The organism is Pseudoxanthomonas suwonensis, from assembly GCF_010093235.1.
Taxonomy (GTDB): domain Bacteria; phylum Pseudomonadota; class Gammaproteobacteria; order Xanthomonadales; family Xanthomonadaceae; genus Pseudoxanthomonas; species Pseudoxanthomonas suwonensis.
In genome coordinates, this window is sequence record NZ_PDWP01000016.1 from 71,448 (window position 1) to 93,005 (window position 21,558).

Annotated in this window: 18 protein-coding genes; 15 read left to right on the top strand and 3 right to left on the bottom strand. The window is 68.7% G+C overall.

The features are described 5' to 3' along the window. The first annotated feature begins 46 nt into the window (after positions 1-46). The 3 genes from CSC68_RS09495 to CSC68_RS09505 all read left to right on the top strand — a co-directional run bounded on the left by CSC68_RS09495 (position 47) and on the right by CSC68_RS09505 (position 3,316). Positions 47-1,615: a helicase HerA-like domain-containing protein gene (locus CSC68_RS09495; protein ID WP_162203314.1), complete on the top strand. Its 1,569-nt coding sequence runs from the start codon at positions 47-49 to the stop codon at positions 1,613-1,615. 78 nt (positions 1,616-1,693) lie between these two features. Continuing rightward, positions 1,694-2,194 carry a transcription elongation factor GreB gene (gene greB / locus CSC68_RS09500; RefSeq protein WP_162203315.1) on the top strand — a complete coding sequence of 167 codons (501 nt, stop codon included), beginning with the start codon at positions 1,694-1,696 and terminating at the stop codon, positions 2,192-2,194. A gap of 96 nt (positions 2,195-2,290) precedes the next feature. Further along, positions 2,291-3,316: a DegV family protein gene (locus CSC68_RS09505; RefSeq protein ID WP_162203316.1), complete on the top strand. Its 1,026-nt coding sequence runs from the start codon at positions 2,291-2,293 to the stop codon at positions 3,314-3,316. Positions 3,317-3,494: 178 nt separating this feature from the next. Here the strand turns inward: CSC68_RS09505 and rimO are convergent, their stop codons facing one another. Further along, positions 3,495-4,862 carry a 30S ribosomal protein S12 methylthiotransferase RimO gene (rimO, locus tag CSC68_RS09510; RefSeq protein WP_162203317.1) on the bottom strand — a complete coding sequence of 456 codons (1,368 nt, stop codon included), beginning with the start codon at positions 4,860-4,862 and terminating at the stop codon, positions 3,495-3,497. Between the two features lie 173 nt (positions 4,863-5,035). On the opposite strand from rimO, the gene CSC68_RS09515 reads away from it, so the two are divergent. From CSC68_RS09515 to CSC68_RS09525, 4 genes are all read left to right on the top strand, one after another. Then, complete coding sequence (locus CSC68_RS09515) at positions 5,036-5,737, top strand: dienelactone hydrolase family protein (protein ID WP_162203318.1); 702 nt, start codon at positions 5,036-5,038, stop codon at positions 5,735-5,737. Further along, complete coding sequence (locus CSC68_RS09520) at positions 5,734-6,144, top strand: HIT domain-containing protein (protein WP_162203319.1); 411 nt, start codon at positions 5,734-5,736, stop codon at positions 6,142-6,144. The genes CSC68_RS09515 and CSC68_RS09520 overlap by 4 nt, the downstream gene beginning before the upstream one ends. Positions 6,145-6,171: 27 nt before the next feature. Continuing rightward, entirely contained in the window at positions 6,172-6,336 is a 165-nt protein-coding gene (locus tag CSC68_RS15785) for a LiaI-LiaF-like domain-containing protein (RefSeq protein ID WP_170296348.1), read from the top strand. Positions 6,337-6,442: 106 nt separating this feature from the next. Beyond that, positions 6,443-6,628 (top strand): LiaI-LiaF-like domain-containing protein, encoded by a 186-nt coding sequence (locus tag CSC68_RS09525; protein WP_162203320.1) that lies wholly within the window; start codon positions 6,443-6,445, stop codon positions 6,626-6,628. Positions 6,629-6,712: 84 nt separating this feature from the next. On the opposite strand, the gene dcd is transcribed toward CSC68_RS09525, so the two are convergent. Both dcd and apbC read right to left on the bottom strand, forming a co-directional pair. Further along, positions 6,713-7,285: a dCTP deaminase gene (gene dcd, locus CSC68_RS09530; protein WP_162203321.1), complete on the bottom strand. Its 573-nt coding sequence runs from the start codon at positions 7,283-7,285 to the stop codon at positions 6,713-6,715. 104 nt (positions 7,286-7,389) lie between these two features. Next, positions 7,390-8,463 carry an iron-sulfur cluster carrier protein ApbC gene (gene apbC, locus CSC68_RS09535; RefSeq protein WP_246193515.1) on the bottom strand — a complete coding sequence of 358 codons (1,074 nt, stop codon included), beginning with the start codon at positions 8,461-8,463 and terminating at the stop codon, positions 7,390-7,392. 164 nt (positions 8,464-8,627) lie between these two features. Between apbC and CSC68_RS09540 the strand changes: the two genes are divergently transcribed. The 8 genes from CSC68_RS09540 (at position 8,628) to CSC68_RS09575 (ending at position 21,558) form a co-directional block, all read left to right on the top strand. Then, positions 8,628-11,423 (top strand): TonB-dependent receptor plug domain-containing protein, encoded by a 2,796-nt coding sequence (locus CSC68_RS09540; protein ID WP_246193516.1) that lies wholly within the window; start codon positions 8,628-8,630, stop codon positions 11,421-11,423. Positions 11,424-11,526: 103 nt separating this feature from the next. Next, positions 11,527-13,494, top strand: a complete 1,968-nt coding sequence (locus CSC68_RS09545) for a S9 family peptidase (protein ID WP_246193517.1) — start codon at positions 11,527-11,529, stop codon at positions 13,492-13,494. 83 nt (positions 13,495-13,577) lie between these two features. Next, positions 13,578-14,201 (top strand): SEL1-like repeat protein, encoded by a 624-nt coding sequence (locus CSC68_RS09550; RefSeq protein ID WP_162203322.1) that lies wholly within the window; start codon positions 13,578-13,580, stop codon positions 14,199-14,201. Positions 14,202-14,216: 15 nt separating this feature from the next. Beyond that, positions 14,217-14,366: a hypothetical protein gene (locus CSC68_RS09555; protein WP_162203323.1), complete on the top strand. Its 150-nt coding sequence runs from the start codon at positions 14,217-14,219 to the stop codon at positions 14,364-14,366. Positions 14,367-15,177: 811 nt separating this feature from the next. Next, the gene (locus CSC68_RS09560) at positions 15,178-18,018 is read left to right on the top strand and encodes a TonB-dependent receptor plug domain-containing protein (protein ID WP_162203324.1); all 2,841 of its coding nucleotides are present in this window, start codon (positions 15,178-15,180) and stop codon (positions 18,016-18,018) included. A 125-nt stretch (positions 18,019-18,143) separates the two neighbouring features. Further along, the gene (locus CSC68_RS09565) at positions 18,144-18,581 is read left to right on the top strand and encodes a DUF2147 domain-containing protein (protein ID WP_162203325.1); all 438 of its coding nucleotides are present in this window, start codon (positions 18,144-18,146) and stop codon (positions 18,579-18,581) included. Positions 18,582-18,716: 135 nt separating this feature from the next. Beyond that, the gene (metG, locus tag CSC68_RS09570) at positions 18,717-20,828 is read left to right on the top strand and encodes a methionine--tRNA ligase (RefSeq protein WP_162203326.1); all 2,112 of its coding nucleotides are present in this window, start codon (positions 18,717-18,719) and stop codon (positions 20,826-20,828) included. Positions 20,829-20,964: 136 nt separating this feature from the next. Next, the gene (locus CSC68_RS09575; protein WP_162203327.1) at positions 20,965-21,558 is read left to right on the top strand and encodes an HAD family hydrolase; all 594 of its coding nucleotides are present in this window, start codon (positions 20,965-20,967) and stop codon (positions 21,556-21,558) included.

A 21,558-nucleotide genomic window follows, 5' to 3' on the forward strand; every position in this document is an offset into this window, starting at 1 on the left:
CGCGCGCGCCGCTAGAATCGCCGGCAATCCACCCCGCGAGGCCTCCATGGACCCGATCCTGCTCGGCAAGGGCATCACCGACGACATCCCGGTCACCCTGCTGCCGTCCCTCGCCAATCGCCACGGCCTGGTCGCCGGCGCCACCGGTACCGGCAAGACCGTGACCCTGATGACCCTGGCCGAAGGCTTCTCGCGGATCGGCGTGCCGGTATTCGTGGCCGACGTGAAGGGCGACGTCGCCGGGCTCGCGGTAGCCGGCGAAGGCGGCGAGAAGCTGGCAGGACGCGCCGCGGCCATCGGCGTGGAAGGCTACGCGCCGGAAGCCAGCCCGGTGGTGTTCTGGGACCTGTACGGCAGGCTGGGCCATCCGGTGCGCACCACCGTCAGCGAGATGGGACCGACCCTGATGGCGCGCATCCTGGAGCTCAACGACACCCAGTCCGGGGTGCTGGACATCGTGTTCAAGCTGGCCGACGACCGCGGCCTGCTCCTGCTGGACCTGGACGACCTGCGCGCCCTGCTCAACCTGGTGGCCGAGGAACGCAAGGCGGTCTCGGCCGAGTACGGCCTGGTCAGTGCCCAGACCGTGGCGGCGATCCAGCGCGCCCTGCTGCGCCTGGAGCAGGACGGCGGCGGCCAGTTCTTCGGCGAGCCTGCGCTGGAGCTGGCCGACCTGATGCGGGTGAACCACGACGGCCGCGGCGTGATCGGCATCCTTGCCGCCGACCAGCTGATCCTCAAGCCGCGGCTGTATTCGACCTTCCTGCTGTGGCTGCTGAGCGAGCTGTTCGAGAACCTGCCGGAGGTGGGCGACCTCGAAAAACCGAGGCTGGCCTTCATCTTCGACGAGGCCCACCTGCTGTTCGACGATGCACCGCCGGCGCTGCGCCAGCGCATCGAGCAGGTGGTGCGGCTGATCCGCTCCAAGGGCGTGGGCGTGTACTTCTGCTCGCAGTTTCCCGACGACGTGCCGGCCAACGTGCTGGGCCAGCTCGGCAACCGCGTGCAACACGCGCTGCGCGCCTATACCCCGCGAGATCAGAAGGCGGTGAAGACCGCGGCCGAGACCTTCGTGCCCAACCCGAAGCTGGACGTGGCCGCCACCCTGCCCCAGCTGGGAACGGGCGAGGCCCTGGTCAGCACCCTGCAGGCCGGCGGCATCCCATCGCCAGTGCAGGTGACGAAGATCGCGCCGCCGCGCTGCCGCATGGGATCGATCAGCGAGTCCGAGCGGGCCAGGGTGCGCGCTGGCAGCCCGGTCGGCACCCGCTACGACACGCCCATCAACCGCGAGTCGGCCGCGGAAATGCTGGCCGCCCGGGTGCAGGCCGGCACGCCCGCCGGCACTCCGGCGGCGCAGCAGGACGGCGAAGGCGGCATCGGCCAGAAGATCGGCGAGTTCCTGTTCGGCACCCGGCGCCGCCAGGGCGTGGTCCAGACGGTGGCCAAGCAGACCGCGCGCAACGTCGGCGGCTCGGTCGGCCGCAGCGTGGGCAGCAGCATCGGCGAATCGGTCGCCGGCAAGACCGGGAAGAAGTACGGCGGCCAGATCGGCAACCAGATCGCGCGCGGCATCCTCGGCGGCATCGTCGGCAGCATCCTCGGCCGACGCTGATACGGACCGGCCGCGACTCCACGCCGACGCCACCAGGCGCTAGGATCACGGCCCCTCCGCATTACCCGTCGCATCCGCATGTCGCGCTGGCGTCCGCCCCCCGAGAAAAGCACCGCCCTGATCACCCGCGAAGGCCACGACCGGCTCAAGGCCGAGCTGGACGACCTGTGGCGCGTGCAGCGCCCGGAAGTGGTCAAGGCGCTGGCGGCCGCCGCAGCGGAGGGCGACCGCTCGGAGAACGCCGAGTACACCTACCGCAAGAAGCAGCTGGCCGGGATCGACCGGCGGGTGCGCTACCTGAGCAAGCGCCTGCCGGCATTGCGCGTGGTCGAGACCGCGCCCTCGGACCCGGAGGCGGTGTTCTTCGGCGCATGGGTGGAGGTGGAGCGGCTGGACACCGGCGAGGTCGCGCGCTACCGCATCGTGGGCCCCGACGAAACCGACGCGGCCCAGGGCCATATCAGCATCGATTCGCCGCTGGCCCGGGCCCTGCTGAAAAAGCGGATCGACGACGAGGTCGACGTGCAGCTGCCGGGCGGGCCGGCGCGCTTCGTGGTCGTGGACGTGGCGTACGGCTGAGGCCCGCCCGGAGTCCATACGGGGGCGGAGCTTGACGCCCCCTCGCCAAACCGCGAACTTCACACCCCTGAATAGCCATCGCATCAGGGGAAATGCATGACGGCCACCGAAGCCGGCTTCGCCGTACCAACCGCCGTCGCAGCGGCATCCGAGCCGGCAACCGGCCCGCATCGCGCACGCACCGGCATCGTCATCGATGCCTCCGTGGACGTTCCCCAGGACTTCCTGGCCGATCCGGACGTTGCGGTGATCCCGATCCCGATCAGGATCAGCGGCCGCACCTACGTGGACAAGCACGACCCCGAGGCCAGCGCGCGCTACATGCGCGAGAACGGCAATGGCGAGGGCGTGGAAGGCCAGTCGATACCGCTCGATGCCCCGCAGATGCGCGACTTCTTCATCGAGCGCTTCGCCCTGGACTACGACTCGGTCTACTGCCTGACCATCACCTCGACCCGCAGCCCGATCTACGAAGCCTGCAGCGAGGGCAGCGCGCTGGCTTTGACCCACATCCGCGGGCTGCGCCAGGCCGCCGAGATGCGGCGGCCGTTCCAGTTCCGGGTGATCGATACCCGCAACATGTTCGCCGGCTCGGGCATCCCGGCGCTTGCGCTGCGCGACATGCTCGCCGCGCAGATGTCGCCCAAGGACGTCCGCGCCGAGCTGCTGCGGATCGTCGACAGCACCTACACCTATTACATCCCCGACGACCTGGGCTATGCGCGCACCCGCTCGCGCGTGCGCGGCGACCGCAGCATCCACCTGACCAGCGTGGTGCTGGGCAGCGCGCTGGACATCAAGCCGATCATCCGCGGCTACGACGGCGACACCCAGCCGGTGAGCAAGTACCGCGGCCGCAAGCAGTCCTGGGGGCGCCTGTTCCGCTTCGCCGCCGAGAGGGTGGCCGAGGGACGGCTCCACACCCCGCACGTGATCGTGTCCTACGCCGGCGCGATGGAGGAACTGCACGCGACCCCGGAGCTGGCCGAGCTGCGCGAGGCCTGCATGCGCGCGGGCGTGTCCCTGCACGTGCTGCAGATGAGCATCACCGGGATGATGAACATCGGCCCCGGCGGGCTCACCCTCGCCTATTCCGGGCCGGTCGAGAGCGGGGTGCCCTGAGGCGGCCTTCCGCGGCGGCCCTGGCCGCTGCGGATCTGCCTAGCCCGTGCATGCCTGGCCCGTCCGCGGCGGGCATGCCCCACTGCCCGCAGCCCCGCCCGTCCCGGCAATCACGCCGCAGGATTCCTTCCTGCCGCACGCACCCGCAGGCGGCGCCGCATGCCGCCGCCAGATGGGATCAGAGCCCCCGCAGCGCCAGCGGCGAGGTGTCGCCGGTCTCGGCGTACTCGACCTCGCCGTAGAGGTCGTGCTCGTCGCTGCCCATGATCCGCACGTCGACGAACTCGCCCGGCTGCAGGCCGGCATCGCGGCCGTCCTGGATCTGCACGGTGCCGTCGATCTCCGGCGCATCGGCCATGGAGCGGGCGATCGCCAGCTCGCCGTCAAGGAAGTCCACCAGGCAGCGCTGCACGGTGCCGACCTTGGCTTCCAGGCGTGCGGCCGAGATCTCGCCCTGGCGCTCCATGAAGCGGGCCAGGCGTTCCTGCTTGACCTCTTCCGGCACCGCTCCAGGCAGGTCGTTGGCGGCCGCGCCTTCCACCGGCGAATAGGCGAACGCACCGACGCGATCGAGCTGGGCCTCGTCGAGGAAATCCAGCAGCTCCTCGAACTCCTGTTCGGTCTCGCCGGGGAAGCCGACGATGAAGGTCGAACGGATGGTCAGCTCGGGACAGATCGCGCGCCAGCGCTGGATCCGCTCCAGGGTCTTGTCGACCGCGCCGGGGCGCTTCATCAGCCTGAGGATACGCGGGCTGGCGTGCTGGAACGGGATGTCCAGGTACGGCAGCACCTTGCCCTCGGCCATCAGCGGGATGACGTCGTCCACGTGCGGATACGGGTAGACGTAGTGCAGGCGGGTCCAGGCGTCCAGCTCGGACAGGCCCTCGCACAGCGCCTTCATCCGGGTGGCGTATTCCTTCCCGCGCCAGGTGCGCGGCGCGTATTTCAGGTCCACGCCGTAGGCCGAGGTGTCCTGCGACACCACCAGCAGCTCGCGCACGCCGCCCTTGACCAGGCGCTCGGCCTCGCGCAGCACCTCGTCCACCGGACGCGACGCCAGGTCGCCGCGCATGGACGGGATGATGCAGAAGCTGCAGCGGTGGTTGCAGCCTTCGGAAATCTTCAGGTACGCGTAGTGGTGCGGGGTGAGCTTCAACCCGTAGTCCGGGACCAGGTCCAGGAACGGGTCGTGCTTCGGCGGCAGCGCCGCGTGTACCGCTTCCATCACGCTGGTGTAGTCCTGCGGGCCGGACACGGACAGCACGTCCGGGTACTGCTCGCGGATCAGCTCGGACTTCTTGCCCAGGCAGCCGGTGACGATGACCTTGCCGTTCTCGTTCATCGCCTCGCCGATGGCGTCCAGCGATTCGGCCACGGCCGAGTCGATGAAGCCGCAGGTGTTGACCACCACCACGTCGGCGTCGTCGTAGGTCGGGACGATGTCGTAACCCTCCACCCGCAGCTGGGTGAGGATGCGCTCGGAATCGACCAGCGCCTTCGGGCAGCCGAGGCTGACGAAGCCGACCTTGGGGTTTTGCACGGACATGGGGAACTCGGGGAGACGGACGGACGCTGCACCGCGGGCGGTGCGCAGGGCGCGCGATTATACCCGGCCCGCCGCGCCGCTTCCGGTCGCCCGGCCCGGCGCGGCTGCCGCAGCAGACGCGGCCGGAACGCCCTCCGGCCGCATAATGGCGCCCCCCACCCGAGGATGACGCCATGGGCCAATGGATCCAGCTCGATACCCCCCGCGGCCAGGTCGCGACCTGGCAGGCTGGCCCGCCGACCGCGCCACGCGGAGGCCTGGTGGTGATCCAGGAGATCTTCGGGGTCAACCCGCACATGCGCCAGGTGGCCGAGGACTTCGTGTCCGAGGGCTACGCCGTGCTGGTGCCGTCGTTCTTCGACCCGGTCGAGCGCGGGGTGGAGCTGGGCTACGACGAGGCCGGCTACGCCCATGGCCGCAAGCTGGCCGGGGAACTGGGCTTCGACGCGGCCGTGCAGATCCTCGACGCCGCCGCGCGGCGGCTGCGGCGCTACCTGGCCGCGTTCAACGAGCCGCGTGGGGGCGTGGGCACGGTCGGCTACTGCTGGGGCGGCACCCTGGCCATGCTCGGCGCGCTTAAGCTGGGCCTGCCATCGGTCAGCTACTACGGCGCGCGCAACACCGCCTTCCTCGAAGACCCGGCCCTGGTCGACGCGCCCAGGGCGCCGGTGATGTTCCACTTCGGCGAGCAGGACCCGTCGATCCCGCCCGAGGCGGTCGAGCAGCACCGGTTGAAGCTGCCGACGATGCAGGTCCACACCTACCCCGCCGGCCACGCCTTCAATCGCGACGTGGACCCGAAGGCCTACGACAAGCCCAGCGCGCGCCTGGCGCGCGAGCGCACCCTGGCCTTCTTCGCGGAGCACCTGGAGTGAGCGCGGCGTTCGAGCTGGATCCGCGCCTGGCCGGGGACAGCGTGTTCGTCGCCGACGGTCCGCTGTCGCAGGTGCGGCTGATGGACGACACCCGCTTCCCCTGGCTGCTGCTGGTGCCGCGGGTGGCGGGCGTGACCGAGTGGATCGACCTGGACGGCAACCAGCAGCGCCTGCTGCTGGCCGAGATCAACCGCGCCTCGCAGGTCCTGCGTGCGACCCCCGGGGTGGCCAAGCTCAATATTGGCGCCCTTGGCAACGTGGTTTCGCAGCTGCACGTGCACCTGGTCGGCCGCCATCCGGGCGACCCGGCCTGGCCGGGACCGGTCTGGGGCAGCGGCAGCGCCGTGCGGCACGCCCCGGAGGCGCTGGCGGCAGCTGCCGCGGAGTGGCGTTCGCGGCTAGGATAGGCGCCCTTTCCACAGCCGGTTACGTCCATGGGTTCCAACCTGTTCGCCGCCCTCGTCCTGATCGTCGTGGGCCTGTTCTTCCTGGCCCGCAACCTGGGGTGGATCAACACCGGGATCGGCGCGCTGCTCGCCACCTGGTGGCCCGTGGGCCTGGTGGTGATCGGCGTGGCCATGCTCCTGCGACGCAAGTAAGGCCCCGGCGCGATGACGGGCCGCCAGGCAAACGCCTGACGACTGTCACCTGACTGGAGCGGTCCGGCGACGCAGGATTTGCGGCACCCACACCGGAGAAGCCGCCATGCACTGCCGCCGCACCGCCAGCGCCGTGATCCTGATCGGTCTCGGCACCCTGTTCCTGCTGGACAACCTGGGCGTGGGCATCGACGCCGCACGCCTGCTTGCGACCTGGTGGCCGGTGCTGCTGATCGCCCTCGGCATCGCCCGCCTGCTTCCGGCACCGCAAGGAACCGCCCGCTCCTGCTGAGCATGGGGTCAAACGAAAAAAGGGCGCGGTATCCCCGCGCCCTTTTCCTTTGGTGATTCCTGGCCTTGCCTGGGTACCCGGCCCTCAGGTCCGCGGCAGGGTGACGCCGGTCTGGCCCTGGTACTTGCCGCCGCGGTCCCGGTACGAGGTCTCGCACACGTCGTTGGCGTCGGACTGGAAGAACAGCATCTGCGCCACGCCCTCGTTGGCGTAGATGCGCGCCGGCAGCGGCGTGGTGTTGGAGAACTCCAGGGTCACGTGCCCTTCCCACTCCGGTTCAAGCGGGGTCACGTTGACGATGATGCCGCAGCGGGCATAGGTGCTCTTGCCCAGGCACACCACCAGCACGTCGCGCGGGATGCGGAAATACTCCACCGTGCGCGCCAGGGCGAAGGAATTGGGCGGGATGATGCACTCGTCGCCGACCACGTCCACGAAGCTCTTCGGGTCGAAGTGCTTGGGGTCGACGATGGTCGAGTTGATGTTGGTGAACACCTTGAATTCGCGCGAGCAGCGCACGTCGTAGCCATAGCTCGATGTGCCGTAACTGACGATGCGCTTGCCGTCGGCCTGCTTCACCTGGCCTGGCTCGAACGGGTCGATCATGCCGTGCTGTTCGGCCATGCGCCGGATCCAGCGGTCGCTCTTGATGCTCATGCAGTGGTTTCCTGGGGCGATGCCCGTGAACGCGCGATTGTAGGGTGCGGCCCGCGGCGGTGCGACCCCGCGGCGACATGGCCGCGGGTCGCGACGCTGGCCGCTCAGGCCAGGGTGGAGGCGATCGGGATCGATGCGCGCGGGCGGCGGGCCAGCTCGGTGGCCATGGCCTGCGCGGCCGCCAGGTAGGCCAGGGCCGGCGCCGACTCCGGCGCCGCGGCCACCACCGGCGCGCCGGCGTCGCCCTGCTCGCGGATACGCAGGTCCAACGGCAGCGAGCCCAGCAGCGGCACCCCGTAGCGTTCGGCCATGGCCTGCGCTCCGCCCTGGCCGAACACGTGCTCGGCATGGCCGCAGTTGCTGCACACGTGCACGGCCATGTTCTCGACGATGCCCAGCACTGGCACTTCGACCTTGTTGAACATGGCCACCGCCTTGCGCGCGTCCAGCGTGGCGATCTCCTGCGGCGTGGTCACCACCACCGCGCCTGCCACCGGGATCTTCTGCGCCAGGGTCAGCTGGATGTCGCCGGTACCCGGCGGCAGGTCCACCACCAGGTAGTCCAGGTCGCCCCACAGGGTGTCGGTGAACAGCTGCATCAGCGCCGAGGTGGCCATCGGACCGCGCCAGATCATCGGCGTGTCCTGGTCCACCAGCAGGCCGATGGACATGGCCTCGATCCCGAACGCGCGCATCGGCTCGATCGACTTGCCATCCGGGCTCTCGGGCCGGCCGGACAGGCCCAGCATCGCCGGCACGCTGGGGCCGTAGACGTCGGCGTCCAGCACGCCCACGCGCGCGCCGAGCTTCTGCAGCGCCAGGGCCAGGTTCACCGCGGTGGTGGACTTGCCCACCCCGCCCTTGCCGGAACCGATCGCGATCACATTGCGGATGCGCGGATGCGGAGAAAGGCTGCCCTGCACGGCGTGCGCGGCGATCCGGGGGCGCAACGCAAACGATTCCAGCGCCTCGCCGCGCGCCGCCAGTGCGGCCTCGGCACGCACACGTACTTGCCCGGCCCATTCAGGAGAAAACGTGAAACCAGTCGTGCCCTGGACCGTCGCGCCGCGGTCCCCGCGCCCCACCTCCCAGCGCATGGCCGGCGCGACCAGAGGCCGCCCGTCGGCAGGATCTTCAATGGCATCAAGGATTTGCAGCAGGGGGGAGACAGGAGTCATGAGCTTTGTTCGCTGGACGAGAAAGTTATTTATGCAACTGATGCGTCAGTAATTAAAACCGTGTTAGCGTCGCGCAAGGGCTCGATTCATTTTGCCCCGGTTCAGGGAAGTGGAGCATCGCGAGTAGGAAAGAGCAGCACAAAAAAACTCAAAAGGACCCAGAGATGAAGCACACACCCGAGCGCAATCTCCTGAGCAAGGCGCTGTTTGCCGCCATGATCATGCCGCTGGCCGCCTCTGCCTTCGCCCAGGAAGCCCCCCAGGCTTCGGACCAGACCGAAAGCACCCCATCCGCCGGCGCCACCAGCCTCGACCGGGTCACGGTCACCGGCTCGCGCATCAAGCGCGTCGAGATCGAGGGCCCGGCTCCGGTCACCGTCATTACCGCCGACGACATCGAGAAGCAGGGATTCTCGACGGTATACGACGCGCTGAACACCCTTACCGAATTCACCGGTTCGGTCCAGAACGAGCTCAACCAGAACGGCTTCACCCCGAACGCCAGCTTCCTGAACCTGCGCGGCCTCGGCCCGGGTTACCAGCTGGTCCTGGTCAACGGCCGCCGCACGGCCGACTACCCGCTGCCCTACAACAGCCAGTCCAATGCGGTGAACCTGGCGAACATCCCGACCTCGGCCGTCGAGCGCATCGAAGTGCTGTCCGGCGGCGCCTCGGCGATCTACGGCTCCGACGCCGTGGCCGGCGTGGTCAACGTCATCCTCAAGACGAACTACGAGGGCGACCTGCTGACCGCCCGTGCCGGCACCACCACCCGGGGCGGCGGCGACAGCGGCCGGCTGCAGTGGATCGGCGGCAAGGTCGGCCAGCGCTGGAGCCTGACCTACGCGGCCGAATACCTGGCCCGCGAGGAGATCTTCGCCTCGCAGCGCGACTTCATGGATTCCTACCGCGACGACCCCTCGGTGGATCCGGAGGACGCCGTCGCGACGATCGGCATCCGCATGCGCGACCGCCTGGTCGGCACCGGCCTGGCTTCGTACATCTACCCGCAGGGGGAAACCGCGGCCTCCACCTGCGCCCGCTTCAGCGAGTTCGAGCTCGAGACGCGCGGCACCTGCGGCTACTTCGGCTATCCGGCCACCCAGCAGATCCGCAACTCCGACGAGAACCTCACCGCCTACCTGTACGGCACCTACGACTTCGACAACGGCATGCAGGGCTTCGCCCAGCTGAGCGCGGCCCAGGCCGATGCCAAGATCGCCTCGTCCACGCAGTTCTGGCAGTCGCCGCTGGTGTACGACGCCAACCTCGACACCATCGTCGACACCCAGCGCATCTTCACCCCCTCGGAACTGGGCGGCCTGGGCGCGCAGCAGACCGAGGTCCGCGAGCGCTCGTTCGACGTGGCCGTCGGCCTGCGCGGCGTGGCCTTCGGCGACCGCTTCGACTGGGACCTGACGTTCTCCCACGCGCGCTACAGCCTGACCGTCGACCAGCCACGCTTCCTGGCCAACCGGATCAACGAGTACTTCATGGGCCCGGAGACCGGCCTGCTTGATCCCTACTTCGGCGCCTACCCGGTCGTGAGCTTCGACATCGACCGCTACTTCTCGCCGCTGGCCCCGGACACCTACCGCTCGCTCACCACCATCGTGAAGACCGACGCGGATGCGGAGGTCTCGCAGGGCACCTTCGTGCTGTCGGGCGACCTGTTCGACCTGCCGGCCGGCCCGGTGGGCATGGCCGCGGTGATCGAGGCCGCGCGCCAGAGCTACGACCTCGACAACGACCCGCGCATCGCGCCGAACTACGACGGCCCGGACCCGATCTACAACCTCACCGGTACCGGCGGTGGCGGCGAGCGCGACCGCTATGCACTGGGCGTCGAGTTCAGCCTGCCGATCTTCTCCACCCTCAAGGCCAACCTCGCCGGGCGCTACGACAAGTACGACGACGTGACCAACGTCAATGGCGCCTTTACCTGGTCGGTGGGCCTGGAGTACCGCCCGGTCGACAGCCTGCTGCTCCGCGGCAGCCACGCCACCAGCTTCCGCGCCCCGGACATGCACTACGTGTTCGCCGAGGAATCTGGCTTCTTCATCACGGTGCTGGACGAGTACCGCTGCCGCCGCGATGGCCTCGACCCGACCACGACCAACGGCGGCTGCGGCTCCAACACGCCCTACACCTATAGCGTCTTCGCCACCCGCCAGGGCAGCAAGGAACTGGAGGAGGAGAAGGGCGAGTCCTCGACCATCGGCGTGGTCTGGGACATCACCGACGGCATGTCGGTGAGCCTGGACGCGTACCGCATCAAGCTCGAGGGCGCGGTCAGCGACATCGCCCCGGCCTACCTGATGCGCGAGGAGGCGGCGTGCCTGCTGGGCAGCGACCGGGCCGGCGCCCCCGTCGACCCGAACTCGGCGTCCTGCGCGTTCTTCACCGGGCTGGTCGACCGCCTGGGCGTGGACCAGATCAACGACGACGAGATCGACACCTACCTGTCGTATCCGTTCAACCAGTCCATGCTGGAGACCTCCGGCGTCGACGCGCGGTTCCGCTACCGCCTCGATACCGACCGCCTGGGCCAGTTCAACTTCCTGGCCGGCTGGACCCATGTCCTGAAGATGGAAGAGCAGGAGTTCCCGGGCGACGAGATCCGCAACCTGCGCGACCACATGCAGTTCTTCAACTTCCGCAGCCGCGCCAGCTGGGAGGTGAACTGGGAAATCGACGACTGGCAGTTCAACGTCAACGGCTACCGCTGGGGCTCCCTGCCCAACTGGGCCGAGACGCACCGCATCGCGCCGTACATCATCTGGAACGCGCGGTTCGAGAAGAAGATCACCGAGAAGGCCAGCCTGGGCCTGAGCGTGAACAACCTGTTCGACAAGCTGCACCCGAACGACGACACATTCGACTCGTATCCGTTCTTCTGGCGCGCCTACAGCCCGATCGGACGCGAGGTGTTCGCGACGTTCGCCTACCGCTTCCGGTAACCGGGACGGGCACGGGACCCGGCGGCCACGCCGGGTCCCCTCGCCTGCCTGCTAATCTTCCAGCTCCGCGAGGAACGCGGGGCACGCATCCCAGGGAACGACCATGCGCAATATCCTGAAACTGCTGCTGGCAGCGGGGGCCTGTATGGCGGCCTCCCAGGCGCCAGCCGAAACCCTCCAGTCCGTCCGCGATTTCGTGGATCGCCCGGCCTACGGGGTGACCAAGATATCGCCCAACGGGGAATACCTCGCCATCACCGTCGACAAGGGCGACCAGGATGTCCTGGCCGTCCTGCGCACCAGCGACCTGAGCCTGGTCAAGGTCAACCAGCTTCCGGGCGGCCGCAGCGTCGGCGACTTCTACTGGACCAGTCCCGAGCGCCTGCTGTTCAACGCGGTGGACAAGATCGGCGGCTACGCGGCACCGCGGCAGACCGGCGAATGGTTCGCGGTCAATGCGGACGGCAGCCAGCCGCGACCGCTCATCTTCCACGGCACCCGCGATGCCACCCAGCGCGGCAAGACCGTCGCGGGAGAGTACTTCACCCTGCTGGACAGCCTGCGCCAGGACGACCAGTACGTGATCATGGAGACGCTCTCGGAGCGCTCGGCCGAGGGCGCCGGCTCCGAGGTGGTCCGGCTCGACACCCAGACCGGGAGGCGGCTGCGCCTGGCGCGGGCGCCCAAGGAGAACTGCTCCATCACCCTGGACTCCCGCAAGGAGCCGCGGTTCGCCATCTGCTCCTCCAGCAAGGACGAAAGCGGCGAGTACGACGAGCGCAGCGAGCTGTACCGCCTGGAAGGCGGCAGCTGGAAGCTGCTCAACGCCTCCGCGTCCGACGGCAAGCACCTGTCGGTCACCCATGTCACGCGCGACGGCACGGTGTACGCCGAGCAGGACGATGGCAAGGCGCCGCCGGCCATCGGTACGCTGGACCTCGAGACCGGCACGTTCACCCCGCTGTTCCAGGACAAGGTCGCCGAGGTCTCCGACTTCATCTGGTCCACCGACGACACCCGGCTGATCGGCGTGGTCACCGACGCCGGCGCGCCGGTGGTCAAGCTGATCGACGAGGGCCATCCGGACGCGCAGCTCTATGCCTCGCTGGCGTCCGCCTTCGACGGCCAGATGGTCCGCTTCTCCAGCTTCACCGAGGACGGGCGCAAGATCATCGTTTCGGTGTACAGCGACCGCAATCCCGGCGAGCTGTACCTCTACGACCGCGACACCGGCAAGGCCAGCTTCCTGATGAAGCGCATGCCGCAACTGGATCCGGCCAGGATGGCCTCGGTCAAGCCGTTCTCCTTCACCGCCCGCGACGGCATGACGGTCCATGGCTTCCTCACCATCCCCCACGGCTCCGACGGCCGCAACCTGCCGCTGATCGTCAATCCGCACGGCGGCCCGATCGGCCCGCGCGACGACTGGCGCTTCAACCCCGAGGCGCAGCTGTTCGCCAGCCGCGGCTATGCGGTGCTGCAGGTGAACTTCCGCGGCTCCGGCGGCCATGGCCGCGCGTTCCGCAATGCGGGCCACCGGCAGTGGGGCCAGGGCATCCAGAACGACATCATCGACGCCACCAACTGGGCGGTCCAGAACGGCTACGCCGACAGGAACCGCATGTGCATCTACGGCGGCAGCTTCGGCGGCTACTCGGCGCTGATGGCGCCGATCCGCGCCCCGGGCCTGTTCAAGTGCGCGTTCGGCTACGTCGGCGTGTACGACATCGACATGATGTTCAAGAAGGGCGACATCCCGCAGCGCGATTCGGGCCTGCGCTACCTGCGCCGCACCCATGGCACGGACTCGAAGTCCTGGGCGGAGAACTCGCCGGCCCGCCGCGCCGCGGAGGTGGGGATCCCGGTGTACCTGGCCGCCGGCGCACGCGACATGCGCGCGGTCCCGGAGCAGACCGAGCTGATGGCCAAGGCGCTGAAGGCCGCGGGCAACCCGCCGGAGGGGATGATCATCCAGTCCGGCGAAATGCACGGCTTCTACGACGTGGACAACCGGGTCAAGCTGTACACGACCATGCTGGAGTTCTTCGACCGGCACATCGGCAGGCAGTAGGAACGGCGACGGCGGCAGGTTTCCTGCCGCCGTCCTCATCGCCCCCATCGGGGTCCCGCCCGACACGGAAGACAAGGCAACCGATGAATATCCGTACCGCCATCTGCCTGCTCGCGCTCGCCGGCGCGATCCAGGCCACACCCCTGCTGGCCAGCCCACCCGACCCCACCGAGGACAGGATGATGATGGGGGCCGGTTTCCTCGCCGCGCACCCCGACCTGCGCTACCGCCTGCTCGGCCTGGAGGAGTTCCGCAAGGGCAACCACGAGGAAGCCTTCCGCTTCTTCCTGCGCGCCGCGTTCTACGCCGACAAGCCCTCCCAGGGCATGGTCGCGGAGATGTACTGGAACGGCCAGGGCGTCGCCCGCGACCCGGCCCTGGCCTACGCCTGGATGGACCTGGCCGCCGAGCGTGGCTACGAGGGTTTCCTCGGCCTGCGCGAGCGCTACTGGAACGCCCTGGACGAACGGGAGCGCAAGCGCGCGGTCGCCGAAGGCCGTGACGTGTACGCCCGGTACGGCGACGCCGCCGCGCGGCCGCGCCTGGCCACGGTGCTCCGGCGCGAGCGCAGCCAGGTCACTGGCAGCCGCACCGGCTTCGCCGGCAACGTGCAGATCTATGTGCCCGGACCCGACGGTTACCAGCCGATCGACGGCTCGAAGTTCTACGACGAGCGCTACTGGGATCCGGACAAGTACCTGGCCTAGCACGACAGCATTTGGATGAAGCCCAGGATCGGCAAGGTCAGCGTGGGCGAGCTCGAAGCCGTGCCTGGCTCCCGCGTCCCGGAGGTGGAACCGCAAGTCGACGCCGAGGAACCGCAGACGCCGGAACGCGACGAGAGCGGCCTCGGATCCAGGCCCGGAGCCTGACCTGCGGGCCGCGGGCATGCCCGCGTAGTGGATGGAAGATGCCGGCCGCACGGCCGGCGCTTGCTTCCCGCCGCAACAAGCCATGCACAGCCTTCGACGCCTGCGCGCCTGCCTCCCGTTTGGTGCCGCGTCGCGGGACAGGCAACAGTCCTACGGTCCAGGGCCGCGGTCGTGCAGCACGCCAGGCTGCAGGACGACTTCGCAGGGACGCACGCGCCCTGACGGTCCCAGGGTTCCCACTTCTCCCGCCGGCGGCCGGCCACACCTGTCGCGCCGCGCCCGGGCATGGCTTGTCCGGGCTACGCGCCGTGCTGCCCTCCCTCCTTTGGGAGAGGGTGCGGGGGCGAAGGCCGCAAAGCTTCGCGGCGCGAAGTGGCCTGCACCCGGCCCGCGGTTGGGACATGCACCGACATGCGGCGAGCGCGCTGACTGAATGACTCAGCTGAAGCACCGTGGCCATCGGCCGCATTGATCGGACTCGGTCCCTCCTGCCGCGAAGGATCACGAAACTCCTTCTCCCGCGGGGCCCGAGGGGTAATCCGGCGCCCGCGCATTGTCCTGAAATCCGATCCAGTCAGGATGGCTGAATAGCCTAATTACCATTAGGTACGCATACCTATGCGTCATGCAGTGGGCCAATCCAACCGCCCGGGGCGATAGTTAAGAACTTGTTCCAGCGCCTTAACCACATGTTAAGTTCGGGACGCAACTGTTGATCTGGGCAACCAATCCGCTCTTGCCAATCGCCCCACCGGCTGCAGGCATCGCAGCGCGACGGGGCGAAGAACGTCCCTTTTTTCTGGAATTCGAAATGACGCCCCACGCTTCCACCTTCAAGCCGAGCCTGCTGAGCCGGGCAGTGCTCAGTGCTCTCCTGATCCCCGCCTCCGCGGTGGCCCTGGCCCAGGAGTCCGATTCGGACCGCGTCCGCGATCTCAACGCGGTCACCGTCACCGGCTCGCTGATCCCGCAGACCGAAATCGAGACCGCCACCCCGGTGATGGTCATCTCGGCCGAAGACATCCAGATGCGTGGCTTCCAGAGCGTCGCCGACGTACTGCAGCAGGCGAGCTTTGCCACCGGTGGCATCCAGGGCGGCCAGGTCAGCGCCTCGTTCACCCAGGGCGCCGAAGCCGCCAGCATGTTCGGCCTGGATCCGGGCTACACCAAGTACCTGATCAACGGCCGCCCGATGGCCAGCTACCCGGCCCTGTACAACGGCTCGGACGTCTTCAACAACATCAGCGGCATCCCGGTCGCGCTGATCGAGCGCATCGAGATCCTGCCCGGTGGCCAGTCGTCGCTGTACGGCTCCGACGCCATCGCCGGCGTGGTCAACGTCATCCTCAAGAAGAACGTCGACAAGGGCGAGTTCTCGATCCGCGGCGGCGCCTTCAGCGAGGGCGGCGGCAACAGCCTGCGCCTGACCTTCGCCGACAACTTCTCGGCGATGGACGGCCGCCTGAACTCGCTGCTGGGCATCCAGGTGGACGACCGCGCCCCGGTCTGGGGCTACCAGCGCGACCTGTCGCGCCAGTACAACCAGAACGGCTACAGCGCCCCGGTCGCCGCCCGCGACTTCGTGGTCATCGACGCGCTGACCAGCGACTACGTGTTCGCCGATCCGAACGATTGCGCCAACACCACCGGCAACTTCAAGGGCACCACCCAGAAGCACACCCGCGCCGGCTACGGCAGCTACTGCGGTTCGTTCATCAGCCCCGGCTACCGCACCATCCGCAACGGCAAGGAGTCGGCGCAGGTCTACTCCTACACCACCCTCGACGTGAGCGACACCACCCAGGTGTACGCCGAGGTGATGGGCCTGTACGAGGAGTCCGAGTACTCGTCCGGCTCGAACTACGCCTGGTGGGGCACCAGCTCCACGTTCGGTGCCTACTACGACCCGGCCTACCCGGACACCCTGCTCAACCTGCAGCGCGCCTTCGCCCCCGAGGACATCGGCGGCAAGGGTTACCGCGACATCATGAGCACGGATACCAACAAGGCCCTGACCGTGACCCTGGGCGCCAACGGCCAGCTGGGCGACTGGGACTACAGCGCCTACGTGTCGCGCGCCGAATACCGCCTCACCGAGCATTCGTGGGTGCGCTTCCGCGACAAGATCGACAACTACTTCCTGGACCGCGTGCTGGGTCCGGAGCAGGGCCTGGATCCGATCTACGGCGCCTACCCGGTGTTCACCCCGGACTACGCGGCGTTCTACAGCAGCATTGATCCGGCCGACTTCCGCAGCTTCACCGGCTTCGTCGACACCAAGTCGCGCACCTGGGACAACCTGGCCCACGTCCAGTTCAGCAATACCTCGCTGTTCTCGCTGCCGGGCGGCGACGCCGGCTTCGCGATCGTGGCCGAGGTCGGCAACGAGGGCTGGGACTACAGCCCCGACTCGCGCATGATCGAGGGTCCGGAAACCCTGGTCTCCGAGATCTGGGGCATGACCGCGGTCAGCGGCGCCGGCCACCGCAGCCGCTACGCCGTGACCTCCGAGCTGCGCATGCCGCTGCTGGAGTCGCTGACCGTCTCCGCCTCGGGCCGCTACGACGCCTTCGACATCGCCGGCAACACGGTCGACAAGCCGACCTGGAGCATCGGCGTCGAATACCGCCCGGTCGAAAGCCTGCTGCTGCGCGGCAAGGTCGGCACCGCGTTCCGCGCGCCGTCCCTGGCCGATGCGTTCCAGGGCCTGAGCGGCTACTACAACTCCACCGTCGACTACTACCGCTGCAGCCTGGACGGCTACCTGCCGGGCGACACCGACGACTGTTCCTGGGACAACGAGTCCTACTTCGGCCAGTCCTCCGGCAACCCGGACCTGAAGCCGATCGAGGCCGACGTGTGGAACGCCGGCGTGGTGTGGTCGCCGACCGCCAAGCTGTCGTTCGCGGTCGACTACTACAGCTGGAAGATCGAGAACGAAGTCGACTCGATCAACGACAACGACCTGATGCGCGGCGAGTACTACTGCCGCACCGGCGCCGCCGGTTCGCCGGTCGCCAGCTGCGACGACATCCTGTCGTGGGTCGGTCGCGACGCCAACGGCAAGCTCGTCTCGCTGTACACCCCGAAGGTGAACATCGCCCGGCAGGAGCTGGAAGTGGTGACGGCCAGCGCGAACTACATGCTGGACATCGGCCGTTTCGGCAGCCTGAGCTTCTCCAGCAACTACACCAGCAAGGTGAGCCACGAGCTGGAGCCGACCCCGGGTGCCGGCACCATCGACCTGCTGCGTGACCCGTACGCCATGTGGTACTACGACTCCTACGCCAAGACCCGCGTCGATGCCTCGATCGCCTGGGCGAAGGACGACTGGACCACCACCCTGTACGCGAACCGCATCGGCTCGACCCCGAACTACCTCGCGTATGCGGGCGAGGGCTACGACTACGTCCACTCCAGCGGCGCCAAGGCCGGCAAGTGGGGCCCGTACGTCACCTACAACGCCAGCGTCAACTGGCGTGCCACGGATGACCTGGCCTTCTCGCTGATGGTGAACAACCTCACCAACAAGATGCCCGACCACCAGGCCAGCAACTACCCCGGCACCAGCAGCACGCCGTGGAACAACTACTACTACGACATCCTGGGTCGTGCCGTGTACCTGGAAGCGAAGTACAGCTTCGGCAAGTAAGCCGCCCCCTGGGGTTGCGAACAGGAGCCCGGCCTCGGCCGGGCTCTTTTTTGTTGCGGCCGCCCGTGACCATCCGCCGCCGAATGGTATATAGAAGCCGCATCGACCCAAGTCACGGAGTGCACATGATCAAGCTCAGGCAATCGATCCTCCTCGCGGCCCTGGTGCTGCTCCCGGCGCTGGCCCAGGCCGCCGATCCGGTGGTCGGCCGCTGGAAGACCATCGACGGCGAGACCGGCAAGCCCAAGTCCTACGTGGAGATCACCCAGGCGGCCAACGGCACCCTGAACGGCCGCATCGTCGAGCTGATCAACCCCAGCAAGCCCAACCCGACCTGCGACAAGTGCAAGGACGACCGCAAGGACAAGCCGATCACCGGGATGGAGATCATCCGCGGCATGAAGGCCGAGGGCGGCGGCAAGTACGCCGGCGGCACCATCCTCAAGCCCGACGAGGGCAAGGTCTACAAGTCCAAGATGGCGCTGATCGAGGGCGGCAGGAAGCTGGAGGTGTCCGGCTGCGTGACCTTCATCTGCAAGTCGCAGGTCTGGGAACGGCAGTAAACCGCCTGCCACCCGACCCGCATGCGATACCGCGACCCGGCCCCGGCCGGGTCGCTTCGTTCGGGAGGCCGGGCATGGCTCGGGCCAGCGGCGCACGCATGCGATAATGGCCGGCCCTCCGCGTCCGGTTTCCCCATGTCCCGCTCCACCCTGGTCACCAACGCCCTGCCCTATGCCAACGGCCCGCTGCATCTGGGCCACCTGGTCGGTTACATCCAGGCCGACATTTGGGTCCGGGCCAGGCGCGAGCGCGGCGAAACCGTCCACTACGTCTGCGCGGACGACACCCACGGCACGCCGATCATGCTGGCCGCCGAGAAGGCCGGGGTGACCCCCGAGGCCTTCATCGCCGCCACCAAGGCCAGCCACGAGCGCGACTTCCAGGACTTCGGCGTCCATTTCGACTGGTACCACTCGACCCATTCGGACGAGAACCGGATCCTGACCGAGCGCTTCTACGCCGCCCTGGACGCCCGCGGCAGCATCGAGCGCCGCTCGATCGAGCAGCTCTACGACCCGGTCAAGGCGATGTTCCTGCCCGACCGCTACGTCAAGGGAACCTGCCCCAAGTGCAAGTCCCCGGACCAGTACGGCGACAACTGCGAGGTCTGCGGCGCCACCTACGGACCGACCGACCTGATCGACCCGCGCTCGGCCGTCTCCGGCGCCACCCCGGAGCTGCGCGCCTCCGAGCACTTCTTCTTCAAGCTCGGCCAGTACACCGAAGGCCTGCGCGAGTGGCTGAAGGGCGACGTCGCCCTGCCCGGCGTCAAGGCCAAGCTGGCCGAGTGGATCGACGGCGAAGGCGGCCTGCGCGACTGGGACATCTCCCGCGACGCGCCCTACTTCGGCTTCGAGATCCCCGGCCACCCGGGCAAGTCCTTCTACGTGTGGCTGGACGCGCCGATCGGCTACTTCTCCAGCCTGCTGGCCCTGGCCCGCAGCGGCAACAAGCCCGGCTTCGACGAGGCCGCGATGGAAGCGCTGCTGCAGCCCGGCGTGCATGGCGAGCTGCACCACTTCATCGGCAAGGACATCGTCAATTTCCACGGCCTGTTCTGGCCGGCGGTGCTGGAAGGCAACGGCCTACGCAAGCCCGACCGCCTGCACGTCAACGGCTACCTGACCGTGGACGGGGCCAAGATGTCCAAGTCGCGCGGCACCTTCATCATGGCCCGCACCTACCTGGACGTGGGACTGGAGCCGGACGCGCTGCGCTACTACTTCGCGTGCAAGTCCTCCGGCGGCGTGGACGACCTGGACCTCAACCTGTCCGATTTCGTCGCCCGCGTGAACAGCGACCTGGTCGGCAAGTTCGCCAACATCGCCAGCCGCTGCGCCAAGCTGCTGGACGTGCATTTCAGCAACGTGCTGGGCAAGCCCGGCGACTATGCCGGCCTCAGCGAAGGCTGGGCGCAGGAGGCCGGGCAGCTGCTGGCCCAGGTGCACGAATCCGTGGCACCGGCTCCGGCGCTGTACGAGCAGGACAACTTCGCCGCCGTGGCCCGCAACGCCATGGCCGCCGCCGACCTGGCCAACGAGTACATCGCGCGTACCGCACCCTGGGCGCTGGCCAAGGACCCGTCGCGGCGCGCCGACCTGCACCTGGTGCTGAGCACCGCCATCCAGGCCTTCGCCGACATCGCCGGCGTGCTCAAGCCCATCGTGCCGGCGACCATCGCCCGTGCCGAGGCCTGGCTGGGCGCCACCTTGGCGGTGGACCGCCGCGTGGACCTGGCCGGTCGCGCCGTGGCCGCCTATACCCCCCTGTTCACCCGTATCGACCCCAAGCTGATCGACGCCATGACCGAAGCCTCCAAGGACACCCTCGCCGCCGCCCCCGCCCCCGCCCAGCCCGAGAAGAAGGCCGGGACGAAGGAGGCCGCGCCGGCCGCCCCGGCCGCGGACGCGCCGCAGTACATCGGCATCGAGGACTTCGCCAAGCTCGACCTGCGCATCGGCAAGGTGCTGGAATGTGGCTTCGTCGAGGGATCGGACAAGCTGCTGCGCTTCCTGCTGGACGCCGGCGAGCTGGGCCAGCGCCAGATCTTCTCGGGCATCCGCGCCAGCTACGGCGAGCCGGAGAAGCTGGTCGGCCGCAACGTGGTATTCATCGCCAACCTGGCCCCGCGCAAGATGCGTTTCGGCATCAGCGAGGGCATGATCCTGTCGGCCGGCTTCGACGGCGGCGCGCTGGCCCTGCTGGACGCCGACGAGGGCGCCCAGGCCGGCATGCCGGTACGCTGACCTGCCACGGCGCCCCGCGACCGGCGGGGCGCCAGCGGCGCCGGCCCGTGGCCGGCTTCCGCAGGGGCATGCGGCAAGGGAGCCGCAGCCCGGGAAAGAAGTCCCTACGAGTGTTCGCCACCCGCAAAGGACGCCAATGGAACTGGCCCTGGTCGACTTCGACCACACCGTCACCACCTGCGACACCTACGCCCGCTTCCTGCGCCGCGTGGCCACGCCGGAACAGATCACCAGCTCCCGCTGGAGCATCGGCCCCTGGGTAGCCGGGTACCGGCTGGGCGTGGTCTCCGCCACCGCCCTGCGCGTCCGCGCCACCCGCCTGGTCTTCGCCGGCCGCGAGGCCTCGGAGATCAAGGCCGCCGGCGCCGATTACGCGGGACGCGAGCTGCCCGGCCTGGTGCGGCCGGAGATGATGGAGCGCATCGCCGCGCACCGCGAACGCGGCCACACCGTCGTGATCGTTTCCGGCTCGCTGGACGTCTACCTCGCGCCCTGGTGCCGCCGGCATGGGCTGGAGCTGATCTGCAACAGCCTGGAAAGCGTGGACGGCCGCCTCACCGGCCGCTACGCCGGCGGCGACCGCGGGGGGCACAAGGTCGCCGACATCCTCGCCCGCTACGACCTGTCCCGCTACGAGCGCGTCCATGCCTACGGCGACAGCCGGGAGGACCGCGCCATGCTCGCCCTGGCCCACGAACGCTGGTGGCGCGGCCGGCGCGCCTGCGCCTGA